Source organism: Agarivorans sp. QJM3NY_33 (assembly GCF_050870865.2).
Classification (GTDB): domain Bacteria; phylum Pseudomonadota; class Gammaproteobacteria; order Enterobacterales; family Celerinatantimonadaceae; genus Agarivorans.
On the sequence record NZ_CP194039.2, the window covers coordinates 1,840,599 to 1,861,951 of the forward strand.

Genomic DNA, 21,353 nt, shown 5'->3' on the forward strand with positions numbered 1-21,353 from the left:
CTTGGAGAGTTATATTCCAATACGTACAATGTTGATCACTGAGGGCTGTCTATGCAAAAACTCGAACACCTATTACAGCAAATTTTTGGTGATTCTGTACCTGAGTCGCTGGGCCATGACATTGGCTTAAAGATAGAAGCGGCTAAATCCACCTTTCCTCGTTATCAATCATGGTCGGAACAAGATCTGATTTTGATCAGTTATGGGGACAGTGTGTTGACTGAAGGCCTATTACCCTTGTCAAGTTTGCATCGGTTTTTAGGTGATTATTTAGAAGGACTGATTAGCGCCGTTCATATATTGCCTTTCTTTCCGTTTAGCTCCGACGATGGATTTTCGGTGATTGATTATTATCAAGTCAACTATAGCCTGGGGGATTGGCAAGATGTTGCGGCGCTCAATCAGGACTTTGAGTTGATGTTTGATTTGGTGATGAATCACTGTTCCAGACAGAGCCTTTGGTTTAATGATTTTGTAAATGGTTCGGGGGAAGGGAAAGATTACTTTATCGAGTCTGATCCCTCGCTGGATTATAGTGAAGTGACTCGGCCGCGCACTAATCCTTTAATTGTTGATGTTTATACTAGAAAAGGCTTAAAGCATGTTTGGGCCACCTTTAGTGATGATCAAATTGATTTAGATTTTTCAAATCCAAAGGTGCTATTAGCTTTTATCGATATTTTTATTTACTACTTAAATAAAGGTGGGCGGTTTATCCGTTTGGATGCGGTGGCTTTTGTTTGGAAACAACTCGGTACTAATTGCATTCACCTCCCGCAGACCCACGCGATTGTTAAGTTGCTACGTTGGGTGATGCAACAACTCGATCCAAACTTAGTCTTAATCACCGAAACTAACGTCCCTCACCAAGAGAATATTAGTTATTTTGGTGCTGGAGATGAGGCTCATCTGGTCTATCAATTTGCTTTACCCCCTTTACTGTTACACGCTTTAAATCGTGGTAACGGACACTATTTAACGGCGTGGGCTCGTGATTTAGCGGCATTGCCAGAAGGCTGTAGTTATTTTAATTTTGTCGCCTCTCATGACGGTATCGGTGTTCGGGCGGTGGAACAGATTATTCCGAAACATGAAATTTCCGATTTGGCGGAGTCGGTGCACAACTTTGGTGGTTTTGTTAGCATGAAATCTAATGGTGATGGCACTCAAAATCCCTATGAACTAAATATTTCTTTATTTGATGCCTTGCAGGGAACTCGTACGGGCTCCGATCAGTGGCAGGTTGAGCGGTTTTTATGTAGTCAGATGGTGTTGTTAAGTTTACAAGGGATCCCGGGGATTTATATTCATAGCTTAACGGCGACCGCTAACGATCATTTACTGGTGGAGCAGACTGGGCGCACTCGTTCGATTAATCGTCATCGTTGGCAGCGTCAAGAGTTTGAAGATTTATTAGCTCAAGGGCATAGTGCGCAAGCTCAGGTGTTTCATCGTTATCGCGATCTGTTGGCTTTGCGTAAGTCGATCGCAGCCTTTAACCCGCAAGCGGCTCAGCGCGTTTATGATTGTGGCGATGCTGTATTTGTGCTGCAACGAGGTTTAGCGCCAAATGGAGGTGTATCTTTGTCACACGAAGCGCTATTAGCAGTCTTTAACCTCACAAAATATCCGCAGCATCTTGATCACTGTGCTCAGTTGCCACAGGCCTACTTAGGGGAATGTGAAGACTTACTTAGTGAAGAGCGGCTTAACTTAGTGGACTATAAACTGAAGCCTTATCAAGTATTGTGGTTATGCCCAGTGACAGATTAAGTATATTGGTTTACGCCTTATAAAAAAACTCGGCCTTGATGCCGAGTTTTTTTATTTCAGAATTGGATATTCGGCTTAGCAGTTGTCTGCTTCAACCGCTTCATAGAGGCGTTCTAAAAAGTCAGGCGCTGCGCTTTGTACACGGTTCCAACTTGGGATGAATGGTGTCGCAGAGGGATTATCGAGGAAGGTTTCTCCTGCTGCCATAATTGCCTTGGCAAACAGTTCTACAGCGTCTTCTTCAGCATGGCGGTCAAGGGTTAAACCGTTAATCAGTGCATCGCTGTGGTAATTTTCGATAAAGTCTAAGGCCATTCGATAATAAGTCGCTTTTAAAGTGCGTAGCTTACCAGGACTAAAAGTGTGCCCTTGGGTGGCGAGCTTTCTAATCACCGCTTTACTGATATCGGTGGCCATCTTAGCAAGACCCGTATCTAGGTTGTCGATGCTGAGTTCTTGGTGCTTATGGTCATAAACATCGGCAATATCCACCTGACAAATGCGATTGGTCGAATGATTACGGAAGACTTCCGATAATACGCCAATTTCTAAACCCCAGTCGGAGGGAATACGAATGTCATTAATTACATCTGATTGCATGGAGAACTCTCCAGCCAGAGAGTAACGGAAGCTATCAAGATATTCTAAGTAGTCATCATAACCTTCTATTTTTTTGAGCGCTTTCAATAAAGGCGTGACCAATAAACGCGCAACGCGACCATTTAATTTTCCATCGGCATGACGCGCATAAAAACCTTTACAGAATTCGTAGTTAAATAGCGGGTTGGCAACCGGATACATGAGTCGTGCGAGCATGCTTCGATCGTAGGTAATAATGTCACAGTCGTGCAAACCAATCGCTTTACTCTTACCCGACGCTAGGGCGTAGCCAAAGCAATACCATACATTCCGTCCCTTTCCGGCCTCTTTTGGAGCTAAGTTGAGTTCGGCTAGTTGCGAGTCGAGGGCTCGCAGGCGCGGGCCGTCGTTCCAAAGGATACGTACATGTTGCGGCAGCTCAGCAAAGTAGTTCTTGGCAAAGGCAAATTGCTCTTCGGTGGCGCAGTCTAAGCCAATGATTATCTCGCTGAGGTAGGGTACTTTCGCTAGCTCTGCCACAATCGTGGCGAGGGCTGGTCGCTCTAATTCAGAAAACAAAGAGGGGAGTACCAGACTCATTGGCCGAACCTTGGAAAAAGCCATCAACTCTTGTTCTAGCTCTTCTAGTGGGCGGTCAGTTAAGTTGTGTAAGGTCGTTACAATACCGTTTTGATAAAAATCAGCCATGGTTATGCTCCAGTTAAAAAAGAATGTAAAACTTGTTGTATCATTTTGTGCCAACCATAGGGCCCTGGGTGTGGGGCTAAACTGCAGTTAGGATGGTCTATATAAAGGGCGGGGGCGTGTTTGCGTGGAATTATCACAGCCAAGTCGGCTTGTTCTAACATACTGCGATCGTTTTCGCTGTCACCGAGCGCGAGATTAAAGAAACGATGTTGGTAGTACTGTTGGTAATGTTGATTTAACCAGCGCATCGCGTCGGCTTTGTCTAGGCGAGCCTTGATATGTAAAAAGCGTCCTCCTTTGATCACCGCTAAATTGTGTGCTTCCAATTTTTTTATAAATAATTCAAGTTGCTCTGGGCTGTCATTCCATAATACCGGTTCAGAGGCCATGCGTTGCTTGGCCAGTTGCGCCTCGTATTTATTGAGACCAGTGTGTAGTTGTACCTCTTCTGCATTCATATCATTAAAGCCCTGAAAGCGAAATTGGCAACGTTGGCGAAGTACGCTTAAGTATTGGCAAATGTCGGGGTAGCTAGGGCCAAATATTTTAATATTCCATTGTTGCTTGCCTACATTGAGGGGACTTAAGTCATCAATTTGTAAAGGGCTGTGCGAAGGGATACAAATGGCAGAGCCATTTTCGACCACGAAGGGCTGTTCAATTCCCAGTTTCTTTTGAAGTTCTAAGGCTTCCATTAAGGTTTTACTGGTATTAAAAATCACTGGAATGTTCAGTAGCTTTAGTTGTTTCAAGCTGGGCTGCGCGGGTTCGAAGCTATAAGAATCGTGGTCGAGTAAGGTGCCATCTAAATCGGTAAACACGAGCAGGTTGCTTGCATTGATTTGCAACTCTGCTGGAGATAGTTGTTTGGCTAAATACGGCATATGGCCTCAATATCGATGAATGATACATTTATTTATTAGAAGCAGGAGCAATGCCACAGTCGCTAAGTGCTACCTTAGTCAATAGATAAAACCTCTAATTATCATGAATTTACCATGATTTATTATGCCCTTTAGTCACTGAAGCTTGAGATTTGTTTTGCATTATTTTGGTGCAAAGCTTTGCTAATATTTAGGTGAAGCCCTTTATTGGTGCGAATATATATTTGTTGGGTGGTTTGACTTACACTGACTGCTGTCATAAATCTGTCATTAATACGTCGCATAATTGCCACAGTTTCTTAGATCGAGATAAAAGTAATGCCAAGGAAGATACTTGTTGTAGAAGATGAAGCTCCAATTCGTGAAATGCTGTGTTTTGTATTAGAGCAACACGGTTATGAGCCTATTGAAGCTGCGGACTATGAGCAAGCGATAGCAAAGTTAACTGAACCTTATCCAGAGCTGGTATTACTGGACTGGATGTTACCCGGTGGTAGTGGGATTTCTATTATTAAACATATGCGTCGCCATGACTTAACGCGTCAGATCCCCGTGATTATGTTAACCGCGAAAGGTGAAGAAGAAGATAAGGTTCAAGGTTTAGAAGCAGGCGCTGATGACTATCTTACCAAGCCTTTTTCTCCCAAAGAATTGATGGCGAGAGTGAAGGCAGTGATCCGTCGTATTTCACCGACATCTTTAGAAGAAACCATTGAAGTTCAAGGTTTACGTTTAGATCCAGTTTCACATCGAGTGAGTGTCGAAAATGAACCCTTGGATATGGGGCCTACAGAGTTTAAGCTATTGCACTTCTTTATGACTCACCCCGAGCGTGTTTATAGCAGAGAACAACTGCTAAATAATGTGTGGGGAACTAACGTGTACGTAGAAGATCGGACGGTTGATGTGCATATTCGTCGCTTACGTAAGGCTATAGGCCTACAAGGCTATGATCGTTTGATTCAAACCGTTCGAGGTTCTGGGTATCGTTTTTCAACTAGAGTGAAATAATACGAATGTTTGTGCCTTTTTCTTGGCAACGAGTAGTGTGGCGGGTCGCGTTGGTGTACTCGCCTTTATTCGTTTTGGGGATACTCACCGGGTATATTCTAGAGCTGTGTTTGTTATCGGCGGTGATCCATATTATATGGATGTATAGTCAGCAGCATAAGTTGCTTGATTGGTTGTACAATCAGCGCAAGTTGTCCCCGCCTCATGGCTCTGGGAGCTGGGAGCCTGTTTTTCACGGCATTTATAATATGCTGAAGCGACGTTTAGGCCGCGAGCGGGAACTTGCTCAGTTGATGAAGTATTTTCGTCTCGGTGCCGAAGCTTTGCCAGATGCGATTGTCGTGATCAATCAAGATGGCGCCATCTTGTGGTGTAATCAATTAGCGCAAGGAATGTTGGGTCTAAAGTGGCCTGCCGATGCAGGCCAGCATTTAACGAATTTGGTGAGAACACCGAGTTTCGTGAATTACTTGCGTAAAGGTCGCTTTAAGCAACCCTTAGAAATCGTGAGCCCAGTGCAGGCTGGTGTATGGTTAGAGTTTCGGGCGATGCCCTATAGTCAGCAGCAGTTATTGCTGGTGGTTCGGGATGTTAGTCAACTGCGTCAATTAGAAAAAATGCGTAAGCGTTTTGTTTCTAACGTGAGCCATGAGTTGCGTACTCCGCTCACCGTGTTACGGGGTTACTTGGAAATGCTCGATCAAGAGCAGGTTGATCCTATGATATGGGGGAAAGCTCGTAATACGATGCTGGACCAAAGCGCTCGGATGGAAAATCTGGTCAATCAATTGCTGACTTTAGCTAAAATCGAATCGGCCTCGGTTGAGGATAGCCTTGAACCGATTAACTTTTCCGAAATGGTCCGTAATTTAGAAATGGATGCCAGTGGTCTCGCTAAGGATAAACAGCTGGATTTTGATTTTAATATTGAAGCTAATATTAAGATTAAAGGAGAACGCGAACAGTTACGTAGCGCCTGTGGTAATTTACTTGGTAATGCCATTAAGTACTGTACTGAACCGGGACGGGTAGAGGTAAGCTTGTCTTTGGTGCCTCAGGGGGCTTTGTTTTTAGTGAAGGATTCAGGGCCTGGTATTGCACCAAAACACCTGCAGCGTCTTACCGAACGATTTTATCGGGTAGATAAAGCTCGCTCCAGAGATACCGGCGGAGCAGGCCTTGGTTTATCCATCGTAAAGCATGCATTGCAACATCATGATAGCGAACTTAACATCAAGAGCCGATTAAATCAGGGGAGCTCTTTTAGTTTCATTATTCCGCGAAAACTCTTTATAAAGTCTTAGTTATTGATTCGGCCGAGCGGTATGTTCGGCCTTAGTAAGCCCCAAAAGCGACTGATGCTGTCGCAACTTGCATCGATAACGAGTGCTAAGATATTTGTAATTTCCCCATTATTTTTTCATCTCAGGCTTGTGTTTGGCGACTTGCTTAAGCCAAATTCGAAGTTATTCGTATCGTCAACTGATCCTTAGATAGATGGTCTGTTTAAATCTTGGGAGCCAAAATTGTTCAAACACCATTTCAGTGAGAGCCGTGAAAGATTAAATGATGCTATTAATGTACTTGAACGGCGCCATTTTGAGTTGAAGTTGGTAGAACAAAGTAAAAGAAAAGCGAGACGGGCGCGGTCGTTACGCAAGCATCCGGTATTTGAACCTCGACCGTCTATAGTTTTTTCGCGAGTAATGGCTTAGCGAACAAGGTTTTTCTGATGTTTCATCAAAAGTTCAATTTTAAAGGCAGCGCTGCAGTTGATGAACGTGGTATCAAAAACGGAAAACTCATTCCTGCTATTTGGTGACCAAAATATTGTAGCGTGTTGTTGTTCATTAGCGATGATAACAGCGTCTGTGTGTGTGGTGAGCTCCCTCTTTAATTTAGCGAGAGCTGATTTGATTGTGGGCAAGGCCGACCGTTGGTTAGTGTTTAAATTGCCTAATCGATCTCCATTATTGATGAATATTTGCCGATATCAGTCCGCCGGAATGATGATTAAGACCCCGTTAAATATAGCTAAACAGGGGATTTTATAAAAAATTTGTTTTGACATATAAATGTCACATAGTCGAAATATAATCGTCATCGAATTCACCAATACTACATGACGAAAATAACTTAACGCGTCATTTATGGAGATAAAGATGACATTGAAAAAACTTGTAAGTGCAGTAGCTATTTCTGCTTCGTTGTTAACCACTAGCGTACTTGCAGCTGGCCTGGACGCCACGCTTCCGGAATACCATAAAACGACAGGTATTTCTGGTAACCTTTCATCTGTAGGTTCTGATACTTTAGCAAACATGATGACGCTATGGGCGGAAGAATTTAAGCGTGAATACCCAAATGTAAATGTACAAATTCAAGCGGCGGGTTCTTCTACTGCTCCTCCTGCGCTGACTGAAGGTACATCACAGTTTGGCCCGATGAGTCGCCAAATGAAGAGCAAAGAAGTTGAAGCGTTTGAGAAGAAATACGGTTATAAGCCAACTAAAGTACGTGTTGCAATCGATGCTCTCGCCGTATTTGTACATAAAGATAACCCGATTAAAGGTTTAAGTTTGGCGCAGGTTGATGCTATTTTTTCTTCAACCCTAAAATGTGGTGAAAATGGTGCTGCTGAGCGCTGGGGCGAAGTTGGTCTAGATGGCTCGTGGGCTGATAAAGACATTCAATTATTTGGTCGTAACTCAGTGTCGGGTACCTATGGTTACTTTAAGAAGAAAGCCTTATGTAAAGGTGACTTCAAAAACTCGGTGAACGAGCAACCTGGTTCTGCTTCTGTGGTTCAATCGGTATCTTCATCTTTGAATGCCATTGGTTATTCAGGTATCGGTTACAAGACTTCAGGTGTTAAAGCGGTCGCACTTGCTAAGAAAGGCACTGATTACATAGCCGCTAGCTTAGACAACGCAGCTACTGGTAAATACCCATTGTCTCGTTTCTTATACGTTTACGTGAACAAGCACCCTAACAAGCCTTTAGCCCCAATGGAGCGCGAGTTCCTTAAAATGATTCTGTCTAAAACTGGACAGCAGATTGTTGCTAAAGACGGTTATGTACCACTACCTTCTAAAGTTGTGTTATCTGATTTAGAAAAAGTTGGTATTAAGCTTTAATAATTAAAGCTTAAAGCGACCCTCGCTTCGGCGGGGGTTTTTACGTTTAGGCCTTGAGACATTTTGATGACTAAGTTGAGCGGGGTAACTGGTTCTCGTTCATGTATTTTGGCAAGTACTGATAGCCCTCAGTTCAATAGCTCTGTTAAGCGCTTGCTCTTTGGTTTACCACCGCACCAATCAACTTGCATGAGGAGCCATCAGCGTTAGCTGCAGGGTAAGCATCAAACTTTGTATTTAGCTCCGCCGCATCATATTTAAGACTCCTCGCAAAGTCAGGAGCAAATAACAGCATTTGTTCGCAAGAAAATCTAAGCTTCGAAAGAAACATAAGGCGCAAGCTGTATCTTGAGTTCAGATGGTCGCTATTCCTCATGATGCTTGACTATGAGTGATAGTTGGATCGGCGATGAACTGGCTCCAAAGCGTTTAAAATACTGAATGGCTAAGCTTGAAATCCTTCTCAGCCGAGGATCTTGGCGAATATACGGATTAACTAAATTGTCACTTGATGTGTGACCCAGATCACTATAGATTGTTATTGTGACTTGAGTCACAAATACGCTTAAATCACTAGGTATTTTAAATCCTGAGGAGAAAGACCATGTTTGATTATTTTGGTGTACTTTATTCATCGTATTACTTTACGAAAGCTGATGACTTTAACTACTATTGCGAAACTCGCAAGGACATTCACCGTTAAGCAATTTTGTAGGTAACGCTATGTACTATCGTCCGATTATTGGTTCAGCATTGTTAACTATTGTTTGTTTCGGATACCTTGGACAATTTAAACAACAGCAGAGATAAATGGAATGAGTCAAGCTAGCCCGAATGCCTAAATCACTTTGGTTTTTTAGGCATTTTTTATGCGTAATCCAAAATAATCGCTGATGCTTCCCCCCCAACATTTTTATTTCCAAAAATTCAAAATACTTCTTGCAATGTGATCTGTATCACATTATATTTTAACTGTGACTTGGGTCACACTTTATTAATATTTAGGAGAAAGATTATGTTTGATTATTTTGGTTCTTTATACGCAAATTACTACTTCACTAAAGTCCATGGTTTTAGCTCAACGGAAGAAAAAAATATTCACCGTTAATCCTCACATTTGAACATGTGGGCTTAGCACTTAACTTGTCGCCTGAGGCGATGAAGTGATAGTCAACTGAGCGAGACTGAATCATGGGTCAAATGTTTTAAAATGCCTGATAGCTTAAACGCATCGGGCATTTTCCATTTTTACTCCTAAGCTGCTTATATTCCCTCTGTTTTATCTTCCTAGACCGCATATTTTTAAGCCGAATCAAACAACGTCATTGATAAATTATTTATACTATGCACTAATTTTTTATTAATGAGAGTATTCATTTTGTCTATTCAACCACAAATTCTCGAAGCAATTCCTAGTTATGCGAGTTGTTTGCGATTGAGCCTGGTCGACTCTCAGTCGCTGAAAGCCTGTCTGGGCAATATTGCCAAGGTATATTCGAAGGAAGATAGCCTTGTTGGTCTAGGTGCTCCTTTGTTAGCACTGCTAAATATAGATGTTCCCGGTTTGAAGTCAGTTGCTAGTATTCAGGGAATACGGCGTAGTAGTCCTGCGAATCAAGATGATTTGTGGCTGCGAGTGAGTGGCAAAGATCCAGGCCAAGTGATGTTACGAGTAAACCAGTGGCTGGCAGTGTTAACACCAACTTTTGCGGTTAATGAGCAGTTGGAGGGCTTTCGCCATGATGGAGGAAGAGACTTAAGCGGTTACGAAGACGGTACCGAAAACCCTGATCAAGAGCAGGCACCGAATGTTGTTGCCTTAGCAGGAGAGAAGGGGATCGCAGGCTCCTCGATGCTTGCAGTACAAAAATGGCAACATCAACTACAACACTTTCATCATCTACCGAGTGAGCATCAGGACAACATTATTGGCCGGCGTAAGCATGATAATGTCGAGTTTCCTGAGTCACCAAGCTATGCTCATGTTCGGCGTACAGCCCAAGAAAGCTTTACTCCAGAAGCATTTATGTTACGCCGCAGTCTCCCTTGGATACAGGGTCAGCAGTGTGGGCTTAATTTTATTTGCTTTGCCAATAGCTTTTATCCTTTTGAAGCACAACTTAAACGGATGTTGGGCTGCGAAGACGGTATCGAGGATGGCTTATTTCAGTTTAGTCGCCCACTCACTACCAGCTATTATTGGTGCCCACCGGTTGATGAACAAGTTCTCGACTTAAGGATCTTAAAGCTCTAACTTAGTGCTCTAGTATCGTCTGGTATAGGCTCATCCCACGCGCTTGATAATTTGCGAGAGCGCTGGGGTGGTCTAAATCACAAGTATGCACCCAGACTTTATTTGCCTGCCATTGCCAGGCAGTTTGCAGACAGCGGGTGAGTAAATCCCCGCCTAGCCCCTGTCCTAAATAATCTGCAGTTAAGCCAAAATATGCGATTTCAACACTGTTGTCTGAGTGTTTATGTAGTTCAAAATAACCTGCTAACAGTCCCTTAATATAAGCCCCAAAGGTGCGTAGCTGATTACTTTCGATGTAATCAAGCCATTGTTGTTCAGACCAAGCTAATTTGTCGTTCCATTGCCAGTTTTGACCCACGGCAATATAAAATTCTCGGCTTTTTTGTGCCTGCTGTTCGATGATTTCTTGTACCGATAAATGTTCGTTCATCGGCTTAGCTGATAATTGGCTGAGGCTGAGTTGTTGTAAATAGTATACTTTACTGCTCATTGTCATAAAAAATGAAGGAATGATGAATCCAGTCTAACATGATGTTTTCACTATCCGTAATCACACCATATTTAATAAGTAATTAATTTATAGGTTGATTTATCAGTGTAATGAATGCGATACATGGTGTCAGGTATTTTTACAGACGAAGCTATTGCATTTCGCTTTGTGTTATCAAGCTGTTGATTTTTTAGGTTGATTGTTACTGGCTTGGTTTATGCATTTACAACCCTAAGCAAGCATCATGTTGTTCACTGATTTAGCGGTGCACTATATAAGTGAGTAACTGATTTCATTATAGAGGGCATTATGTTGATCAAATTAATAAAATTAGCTTTTGTCATACTTATTGTTGGTTATTCCAGTTGGGGTTCGGCTGCGCCGGTGACCAGCTACGTTCCTTCCGGAACATGCAATACCAATAACGTGGTGCTTCGCTCCATGATGTTATCAGGGGGAAGCGAAGAACTGCTTTCAAGTGCTCATTCGGCGAGTTCATGCTTAGTGTTTGCTGGTAATGATGATGGTCATGCCAATGATCCTATAGTAAATATTGGTCAAAAAAATGATGGATTGTTGAATACTCGCTATGGTGCTTCTAACGACTTGTTCTTTATTGAGCCTGAGGATTTACAAAATCTAGATAATCAGCCTTTAGGTGTTGCCGATGACCCAGGTTGGATCCAGTTAGCGAGCGTAAATGCTGATATGCAAGTTAATTATGACCAAGCGGGTCCCATCGTCCCTGGAGGCTTGTCTTTATCGATCGATGACTTATTGAATATGACTTTTAACTGCGTGGCTGGTCGTCGTGGAGAGTGTACCTCGGTAAATTGGGTTATCGAAACCGACCCTGGCATTATTGGTGATGTTAGCCAGTTGTTAGGTGCGGCAAGCTTTGATCACTTGGCCTTTTCGATCAAAGTAGCAAAAGGCTTTATTATTTATGATTTCGATTTTATTGATATTTTTCAACAAGAATTAGCTAATGACCCGGCTTCAAGTTTGAATTTCCAGACGCCTTACAAATTGTCAGGGTCTTTAGATACCGATGATTTTGGGAATCCTCAAGGTAACAGTACACAAGCTATTTCGCATCTGAATGTATGGGCTCGTGACCCCGCAGATCCAACACAAGTGATGGAGCCTAGTTCATTTGGTATTTTGGTTATTGCTCTACTGGGATTGATGATTGCGCGAATATCTCGTAAATCAATGTTGGTTCGTTGGTAAATGAAAGCTAATGATAAACGCTTTGCTTGATGCAGCTTGATCTTATGAAATTTTAGTTGAGCGAGATTTAAAATCTTATCAAGCCGTGCATACTTGGCGTGTAGTGCTGGTTCAGCTTCTGCGCGGTTAAACAAGCCCGATAAATGTATGTTCAAGCTTCAGATGGGTCTGCTGGTGTGGCTGGTTGATTGTAGTGAGGTAGCCGTTTTATCGATATTAATGATTACCGTGGTTGCCTTTATTCAAGTGGTCATGCTTGAGCGATAAAGCGAGCGTTTATTCATCAAATTGAATGCTTGGTGCGTTTGTTAGCTGCCCCGAACTACTTATCAATGTGGACTGATTGGTTCTGCTCGGTTTGATTCAGCGGTGCGACGAGGCGGTAACGCTGCAGTTGATGAGGTTTTTCGTATGGCATGCCATCATATGTTGGTTCATGTTGTCAGGTATTGAGGCAGTTGTTGGTGAACAGAGGCTGGTGATGACTTGCCCGCCGATAACTCAGGCAGGCAAGTTGGTTTTGAACCAGTTAAGTGATGGTCTCATTATCCTCATCAATTATCCGACGAAGCGGCCTCGATTCAATGGCTTTGAAGTAATCGAGAGTCCATAATTGAGAACGAATTTTACGACGATTTCCTCTGGGAACATAACTATTGAGCTGTTGAGCGTCGATGATGCGCGCTTTGGTGGTGTCAGCAAATTGTAGTTCTAATAAGTCGATGACTCGTTGTTTGAGTGTTTCATCATAAATAGGGACGCCGACCTCGACTCGTTCTTCGATGTTGCGAGTCATCCAATCGAAGGAGGCAATGAAGACTTGATTTTCCCCGCCATGGTAGAAATTAAATACCCGAGGATGTTCTAGGAAACGATCGACGATACTAATGATGTGAATGTTTTCACTCACGCCTTCTAATCCCGGAACCAGAGAGCACATGCCCCGAATAATCATCTTTATTTTAACCCCAGCCTTACTTGCCGCATAGAGCCGGGTAATGATTCCTTTGTCCACGAGGTTGTTCACCTTAATCGTAATTGCGGCGGGGTTTCCTGCATTGGCTTGGTTGATCTCATAGTCAATAAGGCTAAATAGCCGACGCCGAGTATCGTTGGGCGATACGATTAAATGCTGAAACTTAAAACGTCGATAAGGCTGTTGAATAAACCGAAAAACATTATCGATTTCTTGGCCAATCTCTTGGTTTTTGGTGAAAAGAGCGAAATCGGTATATATTTTGGCAGTTTTTTCATGAAAATTACCGGTACCAATATGGCTATAATAGACTCGTTGGTCGCCTTCTTTGCGTGTAATGAGCAACAGTTTGGAATGTACTTTCAGAGAAGGAACTCCGAAAACCACCTTAACCCCGGCATCGGTCAGTAGCTGAGCCCATTCAATGTTTGCTCCCTCATCGAAACGAGCCCGTAGCTCAATGACAACGGTGACGCGTTTACCATTGTTGGCTGCGTCAATGATTGAGTTCATCAAGTGCGACTTTTTGGCGACTCGATAAATATTAATCTTGATACTACTCACTTTAGGATCAAAAGATGCCTGGCGGACAAATTCTGAAATGTAACGAAACTTGTGGTAGGGGTAATAGAGTAAAATATCACGCGCTGTAATTGCGTCGAATACCGTATCAAATTGGTCGAAATCGCGACAATTTAACGCGGACATCTTTTTGTTTTCTAGGTACTTACGCCCCACGTTAGGAAAGCCGATGAAGTCTTTAAAATTGTGGTAACGACCGCCGCCGACACTGTGGTCTAGCTTAGAAATATGTAGCATATTACTTAAGCGTTTAATCATGCTGCTCGGCATATCCCGATCATAGACAAAGCGCACCGGCTCTGCGGTTAGGCGCTGTTTGATCCCTTCCGACATTTTTTCGAGTAGACTCTGGTCCACTTCATCATTTAAGTCATACTCGGCATCACGGGTCATCTTAATCGAGTAGGCGGCGGCACTATCGTATTCGTAAAACCCACGTAATAAATCGTCGAGACAAAAACGAATAATATTATCCAAAATAATCATTGTTTTACGGGTTCTTCCTCCATCGGGAGGAAGTACCACAAAGCGTGGTAAATTATCTGTAGGAATTTCAATAAGTAAATGGTTTTCCTGCTTAGCATTTTTCACTTCGACGGCTAAATAGGTATATTCATCTTTCAGGAAGCGAACCAAATCGGTCCTTTTGGTCAATACGATTGGCGTAATGTGGCGTAACACCTTATCTTTAAAGTACTTTCTGACCCAATTTTGATGGTTTTCACTGAGTTGGTCTTCGTTGATCAAGAAAATATTTCGTCGCGCCAAGGTAAGAATGATTTCTCGGTAAGTATCATCAAAATCTTGTTGAAGTTCTGCCAACTTAGTTTGAACGTCGTTAAGAAGCTGGATTGAACCGTCATCTTTTTGCTTTAGTTCATTTAAGATAATACGGCGTTTTAGCGCGGCCACCCGCACCTTGAAAAATTCATCCTGATTGTTTGAAAAAATCCCTAAAAATCGCACTCGTTCAATGATTGGAACGGAATTATCTTGTGCTTCTTGCAATACTCGTTGGTTAAACGAAAGCCAGCTTAACTCTTTCTCTATATATAGACTGTCGCTCATTTTATACCTTTGTTACTTATTGCTCGTCGGAGAAATCAACCATTAAATCATCAGCTAACGATTCTAAAGATTGTTGGATAGCGATACGTTGCTGTTCATCTGCGCAGGGGACTTGTAACTGCGCGGTAAAAATCAATCCGCCCCAATTCGGCGCACTGCTAACACTGGTAGTGATTTTACTTAAACTCACGCCGAGTTGATTTAGCGCTTGAGTAACTTCTTGAACAATGCCAACACGATCATTGGCTGTCACATTGATGCTAATTTGTGTCTGTTCGGCATGGTCGTTATGGTCGCCTTCAGCGATATTGACCAATAATCCATGCTGATTATTTAGGTCATCACACAGTGCGGACAAATGTGCATCATCGACTTCAATATGTAAAATTCCTGTAAATTGCCCCGCCAGTTCGGTAAGGCGACTGGCTAGCCAATTGCCATGGTGTTTGACCACTAGCGTTGATAATTGATCGACAATACCCGGACGGTCTTTTCCAATGACGCTGACAACCAGTTGTTTCATGAATTGACTCCTACAAAGTGCTTCGCTGGGAAAATGGGTTCCCTTGTTTAAGATGCTAAGCATTGCCCTAAAGTATGCATAGCTTTTATGGATTAGGGAAGGTCTTATCCTCTTGAAATAGAGAACAAATTAGCCAAACCTACAATATAATTTTTCGGTAACAATAAACACGTATTATTGTCATAATCTCTTGCTAAAGATAGCTGAGCGGTCACTATTCGCCCATTGATTTGATATTTTTTTTAACTCTTGCATCCTGTAACAATACTGTCATAAAACTGCCATATACTTTCGCCAGACCTATTAGATTGTGAGGGAAACATGACGCAGTCAGTGTCATTTAATAGCAGTGCTCAACGGCTGATTAAGGACCGATTAACCCGCTACGGTGTAAGTGCTGGCGGGATAGTGGTGTTGTTAGCATTAATTTTAATCTTCTTTTATTTATTGTATGTGGTTGCACCGATTTTTTATGGGGCCAGTCTCGATAAACTGAAGACCATTCCATTGCATGATAGCAGTGCTACGGTCGCCATTGGTGTCGAAGAACAAAATGAAATTGCTTATCGTTTTAATATGGACGGTAGTTTGCAATTTTTTGATCTTACTAAAAATAATACCGAATACCCTAGTTATCAGCTTGACGCTGATATTACTTCAGCTGACCGTACCGTGCCGAATCAAGGTTTAGTCGCTTACGGTACTGCTCAAGGTGAAGTATTGGTCGTGACGCCTAAGTTTAGTGTTAGCTACCCTAACGATAAGCGTTTAATTACGCCAAGTCTAAGCTATCCCATGGGTGAGCAGGCCTTGTCAATTGATGAACAGGGTAAGGCTATCGTTAAATTGGCTTTCGAGCGACAAGAAGAGTCGGCGATGGTGGCTGCGATTACCGAAGATGGTCGAGGTTTGTTAGTGGCTTTGGACGCAGAGGAAAACATGTTCAGTGATTCCTTGGAGTGGACCGCTTCTCGAGCCGATATTCCTAGTTTGCCTCAAAATATTGACCAAATGTTGGTAACACCTGATTTACGCCGCTTGTATATTCGTAGTGGCAATCAACTAGCTAATTATAATATCTCCGATATCGATGATATCCGTCTGAATTCAGTGGATTTCATCAATAGTAAAGGCGCGAATGTAACTCGCTTAGCCTTGCTTTCGGGGGCCAGCTCGTTGATTGTTGCCAATGATAACGGAATTGTTACGCAGTGGTTTGATGTTGCTAAAGATGGTGTGCGTAAACTCACGCAGATCCGAGAGTTTGATGCTGGCGCAAACATTAATGACATTGGGGTTGAGTATTTCCGTAAAGGCTTTGCAGTTGGCGCAGATGATGGCTCTATTTCTTTGTTTCATACCACTGGTGGTGGTCGTTTGGTTCGAGAGAATACTAAACTTGGCACCAGCTTGAACTTGGCATTTTCTCCTCGGGCGAGTGGTTTACTGACCGAAAATGAGCAAAGCCTAACCTTCTATCATGTCGAAAATGAACACCCTGAAGTCACCTGGCAGGCGCTATGGCATAAAGTATGGTACGAAGGTTATCCGGAGCCACAGTATGTGTGGCAGTCAACTTCCGCAAGTGATGATTTTGAGCCTAAGTTAAGTCTGGTACCTATCTCATTTGGTACGATTAAGGCAGCTTTGTATGCCATGTTATTTGCAACGCCAATTGCCTTGGCGGGCGCGATTTATACCGCCTACTTTATGTCTTCTTCGTTACGTAAGGTGGTTAAACCGACGGTCGAAATTATGGAGGCCTTACCCACGGTTATTTTAGGCTTTTTAGCCGGTCTTTGGTTAGCACCGCTGATCGAGGATAACTTGCCTGGGGTGATTGCCATTATGATATTGCTGCCGATCGGATTTTTGGTGACCGCTTTTGCCTGGAGCAAAATGCCTAAACAATTGCGTCAAATGCTACCAGAGGGCTACGACGTGATGGTGTTGATCCCGGTGGTGATATTTATTGGCTGGGGTTGCATTGAAGTGAGTCCGTTGTTGGAGCTATGGTTGTTTGACGGTGATGCTCGCTTATTCTTAACCAACGAATTGGGGATCAGTTTTGACCAGCGTAACTCTATGGTGGTGGGCCTTGCCATGGGATTTGCGGTCATCCCCACTATCTTCTCGATTGCCGAAGACGCCATTTTTTCAGTGCCGAAGCACTTAAGTAATGGTTCATTAGCGCTCGGTGCAACACCTTGGCAAACCTTGGTTAAAGTGGTTATTTTAACCGCAAGTCCGGGGATTTTTTCTGCTGTGATGATGGGCCTAGGTCGCGCGGTCGGTGAAACAATGATTGTCTTAATGGCCACCGGTAATACTCCGGTTATGGATTGGAGTATTTTCCAGGGGATGCGTACCTTAGCGGCGAATATTGCGGTAGAAATGCCTGAGTCAGAAGTGGGAAGTTCACACTATCGGGTGTTGTTCTTAGCGGCCTTTGTCTTGTTTGTATTCACCTTTGCATTTAACACCATTGCTGAATTTGTGCGCCAACGTCTGCGCGACAAATATAGCTCGCTGTAATAGGGAAGTGGGAAATAACCGATGAATAAGTGGTTTAAATCAGGTAACCCGTGGATTTGGATGACCGCCGGGGCTGTTAGCATTAGTTTGGTTGCAGTTGTCGGCTTGTTGTTACTGATTGCGGCTCGAGGTTTGGTTTATTTTTGGCCGAGTCCGGTAATGGAAATGGAAGTTCACCAGTTTGGTAAAAACCAAACGGTCATTGGTGAGCTATATGAAACCGAGTTAGTTCCAATTGAGCGTTTACAAGCTTCCGGTGCGAATACCGAAGGCTTGGATGGTGCATTTGTGGAGCGCTTTTTGATCAAAACGGGTAATCGTGAATATGTGAATTTAGATTTTCGTTGGTTAAGCGAAAACGAAATCGTGTCCAAGCGCACACCTAAAAACATCGCGGTCGTCGAGCGTAGAACTAACGGTAACTTTTATGGTTATGTAGAAGGGATCATTAAAAATGGCGTGCATATTGAGGCAGCAAAAGATAATCAACATACTCAATTATTCGAGTTGTTAGATCGCTCAAATGGGATCATTAAACAAGCTGATGCTTTACAGCGGCACAAAATTGGTGGGGTGAACTATCAACTTGAGCGCTTACGTTTGAAACAGCGTCGATATGAATTGGATGATGCATTGACTGCCGAACATCTAGCGGATATTGAGGCGCAGACTAAGCAGCTACATGAAGAGTATCAAGTTTTAGAGAAGCAGTTATTTGCTTATCGAGATGAGGCTAAACGAGACCAATTAATCATTCGTGATATGCGTGGTGAATTGGTCACCATCCCGATGAACAATGTACTAGATGTGTTTTTCCCGAATGAAATGAACGGCTTTCAGAAGCTCGGACATTGGCTGCATCAGGCTGGTAAATTTGTGGTTGATGAACCGCGTGAAGCGAATACCGAAGGCGGGGTATTCCCGGCTATCTTTGGTACGGTATTCATGGTGATGTTGATGGCAGTGATTGTGACGCCGTTAGGGGTGGTTGCGGCTATTTACCTGCACGAGTATGCCGCAAATAATGGCTTCACCCGCTTGATCCGGATTGCTGTGATTAACCTGGCGGGAGTTCCCTCGATTGTTTATGGGGTATTTGGCTTAGGTTTCTTTGTTTATATGTTAGGCGGCAGTATTGATTCCTTGTTTTATACGGAATCCTTACCGACACCAACCTTTGGTTCGCCGGGCGTTATTTGGTCAGCTTTAACTTTAGCTATTTTAACTTTGCCAGTGGTGATTGTTTCTACAGAAGAAGGTTTATCGCGCATTCCTAGCGCAGTACGCCAAGGGTCGCTGGCCTTAGGGGCAACCAAAGCTGAAACCTTATGGCGGATTGTGATCCCCATGGCAAGCCCGGCAATTATGACTGGTCTGATTTTGGCGGTTGCTCGTGCTGCGGGTGAGGTTGCGCCACTGATGTTAGTGGGGGTGGTGAAACTTGCGCCAACTTTACCTGTAGACGGCAATTTCCCCTTTGTTCATTTAGAACGTAAATTTATGCACTTAGGTTTCCATATTTATGATGTTGGCTTCCAAAGCCCCAATGTCGAGGCGGCACGACCTTTGGTATATGCCACCGCATTTTTATTGGTCACGGTAATCATTGGCTTAAACTTAGCTGCGATTCAAATCCGTAACCGTTTACGTGAAAAGTTTAAAACGTTAGACCAATAAGCTAACGGCAAATTTGTAGGAAAAAAAATGATTTCTTTGAATACAGAACTTCGTCGAGATACAAAATTAGATTTGGCTAACTTAAGTGCTGAACAAACCGCATTAGAGGTTAAAAATTTAGACCTCTATTATGGGGATAAACAGGCTTTGTTTGATGTATCGATGAAGATCCCTAAGGGACAAGTTACCGCCTTCATTGGTCCATCCGGTTGTGGTAAATCAACCTTATTACGTTGTATTAACCGGATGAACGATTTAGTCGATATTTGTAAGATCAGTGGTGAAATATTGCTGCATGGCCAGAACATTTACGATAAGAGTGTCGATGTTGCTGCGCTGCGTCGCAATGTAGGGATGGTTTTTCAACGCCCCAATCCATTTCCAAAGTCTATCTACGAGAATGTCGTTTATGGCTTACGTTTACAAGGGATGAAGGATCGTCGAGTATTAGATGAAGCGGTCGAACGCTCATTGCGTGGCGCGGCAATTTGGGAAGAGGTGAAAGACCGTTTGCACGATAATGCCTTTGGTCTATCGGGTGGTCAGCAGCAACGTTTAGTGATTGCGCGAGCGATTGCCATCGAGCCTGAAGTGTTGTTACTGGATGAACCAACTTCGGCCTTGGATCCTATCTCGACTTTAACCATTGAAGAATTGATTAATGATTTAAAGAGTCGTTATACGGTGGTTATTGTGACTCACAACATGCAGCAGGCGGCCCGAGTCTCCGACCAAACGGCCTTTATGTATATGGGGGACATGGTGGAATATGCGGATACTAATACCTTATTTACCACGCCAGCGAAAAAACAAACCGAAGATTACATTACAGGCCGTTACGGTTAAGTCCCCGTGACTGAGGAATTATTATGGATAAGTTGAATATGAACAAACACATCTCTGGCCAGTTTAACGCTGAGTTAGATCATGTGCGTAATCAAATTATGGCGATGGGAGGTTTGGTTGAGCAGCAGCTTAAAGATGCCTTAAGTTTATTAAATCGCCCCAACGCTGAGTTAGTGATAAAGGTCATCAATACCGATAGTAAGGTTAATTCTTACGAAGTTGCTATTGACGAAGAGTGCACTCGTATCATCGCTAAACGTCAACCAGCCGCGAGTGATTTGCGGGTCGTAATGGCCATTATTAAAACTATCGCGGATTTAGAACGAATAGGTGATGCTGCGGCGAGCATCGGTCGTATGGTTGAGCGGAATATGGATAAGCCTTTAAAGGCTTCATTGATTAGCTTAGAGCACCTAGGGCAACACACCGCGAAGATGTTGCATGACGTGTTAGATGGTTTCGCTAGAATGGATGTGGATATTGCTTGGCAAGTCCATCAAGAAGATAAAAAAGTGGATAAAGAATATGAACGACTCATCCGCGAATTGATGACGTACATGATGGAAGATCCTCGCTCGATCCCACAGGTGCTCGATGCATTAAATGCTGCTCGCGCCATCGAACGGGTAGGAGATCGTTGCCAAAATATCGCTGAGTACATCATTTACTTTGTGAGAGGTAAAGATATTCGCCATTTGGCAGGAGACGAAGTCGAAAAACTACTTTAATCTGAGTTTTTCTATTAAAAAGCTGGCAATAAGCCAGCTTTTTTATTTGCTATTTCTCAACAATAACGCTGCGACTGCAGTTGATGCTGATTATTTTTGAGCAATTATTACATTTTTCACAGCTTGCTGGTCTGAGCTGTTATGACCGCAAGGTTTGTTTTATAACAAGCTATTATACGTATTCCTACCGATAGAAAAATCTCCGTTTTAAACATTTGAATCGCACAGCAAAAGCTAAACGTTTAAAAAACAATCTAAGATTATGTTTTTTAAAACCTTATATTATGTATTTTGTTTTCATTGTTTACCTTTTTGCAACGTTAACCTTTACGTAAACGTAAATCAATCA

General features: G+C 42.9%; 15 protein-coding genes. 10 read left to right on the top strand and 5 right to left on the bottom strand.

Features of this window, described 5'->3' with window-relative positions:
- Positions 1-51 precede the first annotated feature (51 nt).
- Positions 52-1,773, top strand: coding sequence for a sugar phosphorylase (locus ACRRSY_RS08370; RefSeq protein WP_432453659.1), 1,722 nt, complete (start codon positions 52-54; stop codon positions 1,771-1,773).
- A gap of 75 nt (positions 1,774-1,848) precedes the next feature.
- On the opposite strand, the gene ACRRSY_RS08375 is transcribed toward ACRRSY_RS08370, so the two are convergent.
- Positions 1,849-3,060 carry a glycosyl transferase gene (locus ACRRSY_RS08375; protein WP_432453658.1) on the bottom strand — a complete coding sequence of 404 codons (1,212 nt, stop codon included), beginning with the start codon at positions 3,058-3,060 and terminating at the stop codon, positions 1,849-1,851.
- A gap of 2 nt (positions 3,061-3,062) precedes the next feature.
- Positions 3,063-3,944, bottom strand: a complete 882-nt coding sequence (locus ACRRSY_RS08380; protein ID WP_432453657.1) for an HAD-IIB family hydrolase — start codon at positions 3,942-3,944, stop codon at positions 3,063-3,065.
- A 318-nt stretch (positions 3,945-4,262) separates the two neighbouring features.
- On the opposite strand from ACRRSY_RS08380, the gene phoB reads away from it, so the two are divergent.
- The 4 genes from phoB to ACRRSY_RS08400 all read left to right on the top strand — a co-directional run bounded on the left by phoB (position 4,263) and on the right by ACRRSY_RS08400 (position 10,346).
- Positions 4,263-4,955: a phosphate regulon transcriptional regulator PhoB gene (gene phoB / locus ACRRSY_RS08385; protein WP_432459098.1), complete on the top strand. Its 693-nt coding sequence runs from the start codon at positions 4,263-4,265 to the stop codon at positions 4,953-4,955.
- A gap of 5 nt (positions 4,956-4,960) precedes the next feature.
- The gene (gene phoR / locus ACRRSY_RS08390) at positions 4,961-6,259 is read left to right on the top strand and encodes a phosphate regulon sensor histidine kinase PhoR (protein ID WP_432462934.1); all 1,299 of its coding nucleotides are present in this window, start codon (positions 4,961-4,963) and stop codon (positions 6,257-6,259) included.
- An 858-nt stretch (positions 6,260-7,117) separates the two neighbouring features.
- Positions 7,118-8,092: a PstS family phosphate ABC transporter substrate-binding protein gene (locus ACRRSY_RS08395; RefSeq protein WP_432453654.1), complete on the top strand. Its 975-nt coding sequence runs from the start codon at positions 7,118-7,120 to the stop codon at positions 8,090-8,092.
- A 1,378-nt stretch (positions 8,093-9,470) separates the two neighbouring features.
- A complete protein-coding gene (locus tag ACRRSY_RS08400; protein WP_432453653.1) occupies positions 9,471-10,346 on the top strand; it encodes a Dyp-type peroxidase in 876 nt (291 codons plus the stop codon).
- Position 10,347: 1 nt separating this feature from the next.
- On the opposite strand, the gene ACRRSY_RS08405 is transcribed toward ACRRSY_RS08400, so the two are convergent.
- On the bottom strand, positions 10,348-10,836 hold the full coding sequence (locus ACRRSY_RS08405; RefSeq protein WP_432453652.1) for a GNAT family N-acetyltransferase: 489 nt from the start codon (positions 10,834-10,836) through the stop codon (positions 10,348-10,350).
- Between the two features lie 309 nt (positions 10,837-11,145).
- Between ACRRSY_RS08405 and ACRRSY_RS08410 the strand changes: the two genes are divergently transcribed.
- Positions 11,146-12,069: a hypothetical protein gene (locus ACRRSY_RS08410; protein ID WP_432462935.1), complete on the top strand. Its 924-nt coding sequence runs from the start codon at positions 11,146-11,148 to the stop codon at positions 12,067-12,069.
- 529 nt (positions 12,070-12,598) lie between these two features.
- Here the strand turns inward: ACRRSY_RS08410 and ppk1 are convergent.
- Both ppk1 and ACRRSY_RS08420 read right to left on the bottom strand, forming a co-directional pair.
- Entirely contained in the window at positions 12,599-14,695 is a 2,097-nt protein-coding gene (gene ppk1, locus ACRRSY_RS08415; protein WP_432459102.1) for a polyphosphate kinase 1, read from the bottom strand.
- Between the two features lie 16 nt (positions 14,696-14,711).
- Positions 14,712-15,218 (bottom strand): glycine cleavage system protein R, encoded by a 507-nt coding sequence (locus ACRRSY_RS08420; protein WP_432453649.1) that lies wholly within the window; start codon positions 15,216-15,218, stop codon positions 14,712-14,714.
- A gap of 321 nt (positions 15,219-15,539) precedes the next feature.
- Here ACRRSY_RS08420 and ACRRSY_RS08425 point away from each other — a divergent pair, with 321 nt between their 5' ends.
- Genes ACRRSY_RS08425 through phoU form a run of 4 tightly spaced genes read left to right on the top strand, consistent with a single transcriptional unit; the run spans position 15,540 to position 21,004 of the window.
- A complete protein-coding gene (locus tag ACRRSY_RS08425; RefSeq protein WP_432462936.1) occupies positions 15,540-17,753 on the top strand; it encodes an ABC transporter permease subunit in 2,214 nt (737 codons plus the stop codon).
- 21 nt (positions 17,754-17,774) lie between these two features.
- Positions 17,775-19,430, top strand: a complete 1,656-nt coding sequence (pstA, locus tag ACRRSY_RS08430; RefSeq protein ID WP_432453647.1) for a phosphate ABC transporter permease PstA — start codon at positions 17,775-17,777, stop codon at positions 19,428-19,430.
- Positions 19,431-19,457: 27 nt separating this feature from the next.
- Positions 19,458-20,276 (top strand): phosphate ABC transporter ATP-binding protein PstB, encoded by an 819-nt coding sequence (gene pstB, locus ACRRSY_RS08435; protein ID WP_432453646.1) that lies wholly within the window; start codon positions 19,458-19,460, stop codon positions 20,274-20,276.
- Positions 20,277-20,299: 23 nt separating this feature from the next.
- Positions 20,300-21,004 carry a phosphate signaling complex protein PhoU gene (gene phoU / locus ACRRSY_RS08440; RefSeq protein ID WP_432453645.1) on the top strand — a complete coding sequence of 235 codons (705 nt, stop codon included), beginning with the start codon at positions 20,300-20,302 and terminating at the stop codon, positions 21,002-21,004.
- Positions 21,005-21,353: the final 349 nt, after the last annotated feature.

Coding starts and splice junctions, on each gene's coding strand:
- ACRRSY_RS08370 (WP_432453659.1), top strand. CDS start 52: ATGCAAAAACTCGAACACCTATTACAGCAAATTTTTGGTGATTCTGTA.
- ACRRSY_RS08375 (WP_432453658.1), bottom strand. CDS start 3,060: ATGGCTGATTTTTATCAAAACGGTATTGTAACGACCTTACACAACTTA.
- ACRRSY_RS08380 (WP_432453657.1), bottom strand. CDS start 3,944: ATGCCGTATTTAGCCAAACAACTATCTCCAGCAGAGTTGCAAATCAAT.
- phoB (WP_432459098.1), top strand. CDS start 4,263: ATGCCAAGGAAGATACTTGTTGTAGAAGATGAAGCTCCAATTCGTGAA.
- phoR (WP_432462934.1), top strand. CDS start 4,961: ATGTTTGTGCCTTTTTCTTGGCAACGAGTAGTGTGGCGGGTCGCGTTG.
- ACRRSY_RS08395 (WP_432453654.1), top strand. CDS start 7,118: ATGACATTGAAAAAACTTGTAAGTGCAGTAGCTATTTCTGCTTCGTTG.
- ACRRSY_RS08405 (WP_432453652.1), bottom strand. CDS start 10,836: ATGAGCAGTAAAGTATACTATTTACAACAACTCAGCCTCAGCCAATTA.
- ACRRSY_RS08410 (WP_432462935.1), top strand. CDS start 11,146: ATGTTGATCAAATTAATAAAATTAGCTTTTGTCATACTTATTGTTGGT.
- ppk1 (WP_432459102.1), bottom strand. CDS start 14,695: ATGAGCGACAGTCTATATATAGAGAAAGAGTTAAGCTGGCTTTCGTTT.
- ACRRSY_RS08420 (WP_432453649.1), bottom strand. CDS start 15,218: ATGAAACAACTGGTTGTCAGCGTCATTGGAAAAGACCGTCCGGGTATT.
- ACRRSY_RS08425 (WP_432462936.1), top strand. CDS start 15,540: ATGACGCAGTCAGTGTCATTTAATAGCAGTGCTCAACGGCTGATTAAG.
- pstA (WP_432453647.1), top strand. CDS start 17,775: ATGAATAAGTGGTTTAAATCAGGTAACCCGTGGATTTGGATGACCGCC.
- pstB (WP_432453646.1), top strand. CDS start 19,458: ATGATTTCTTTGAATACAGAACTTCGTCGAGATACAAAATTAGATTTG.
- phoU (WP_432453645.1), top strand. CDS start 20,300: ATGGATAAGTTGAATATGAACAAACACATCTCTGGCCAGTTTAACGCT.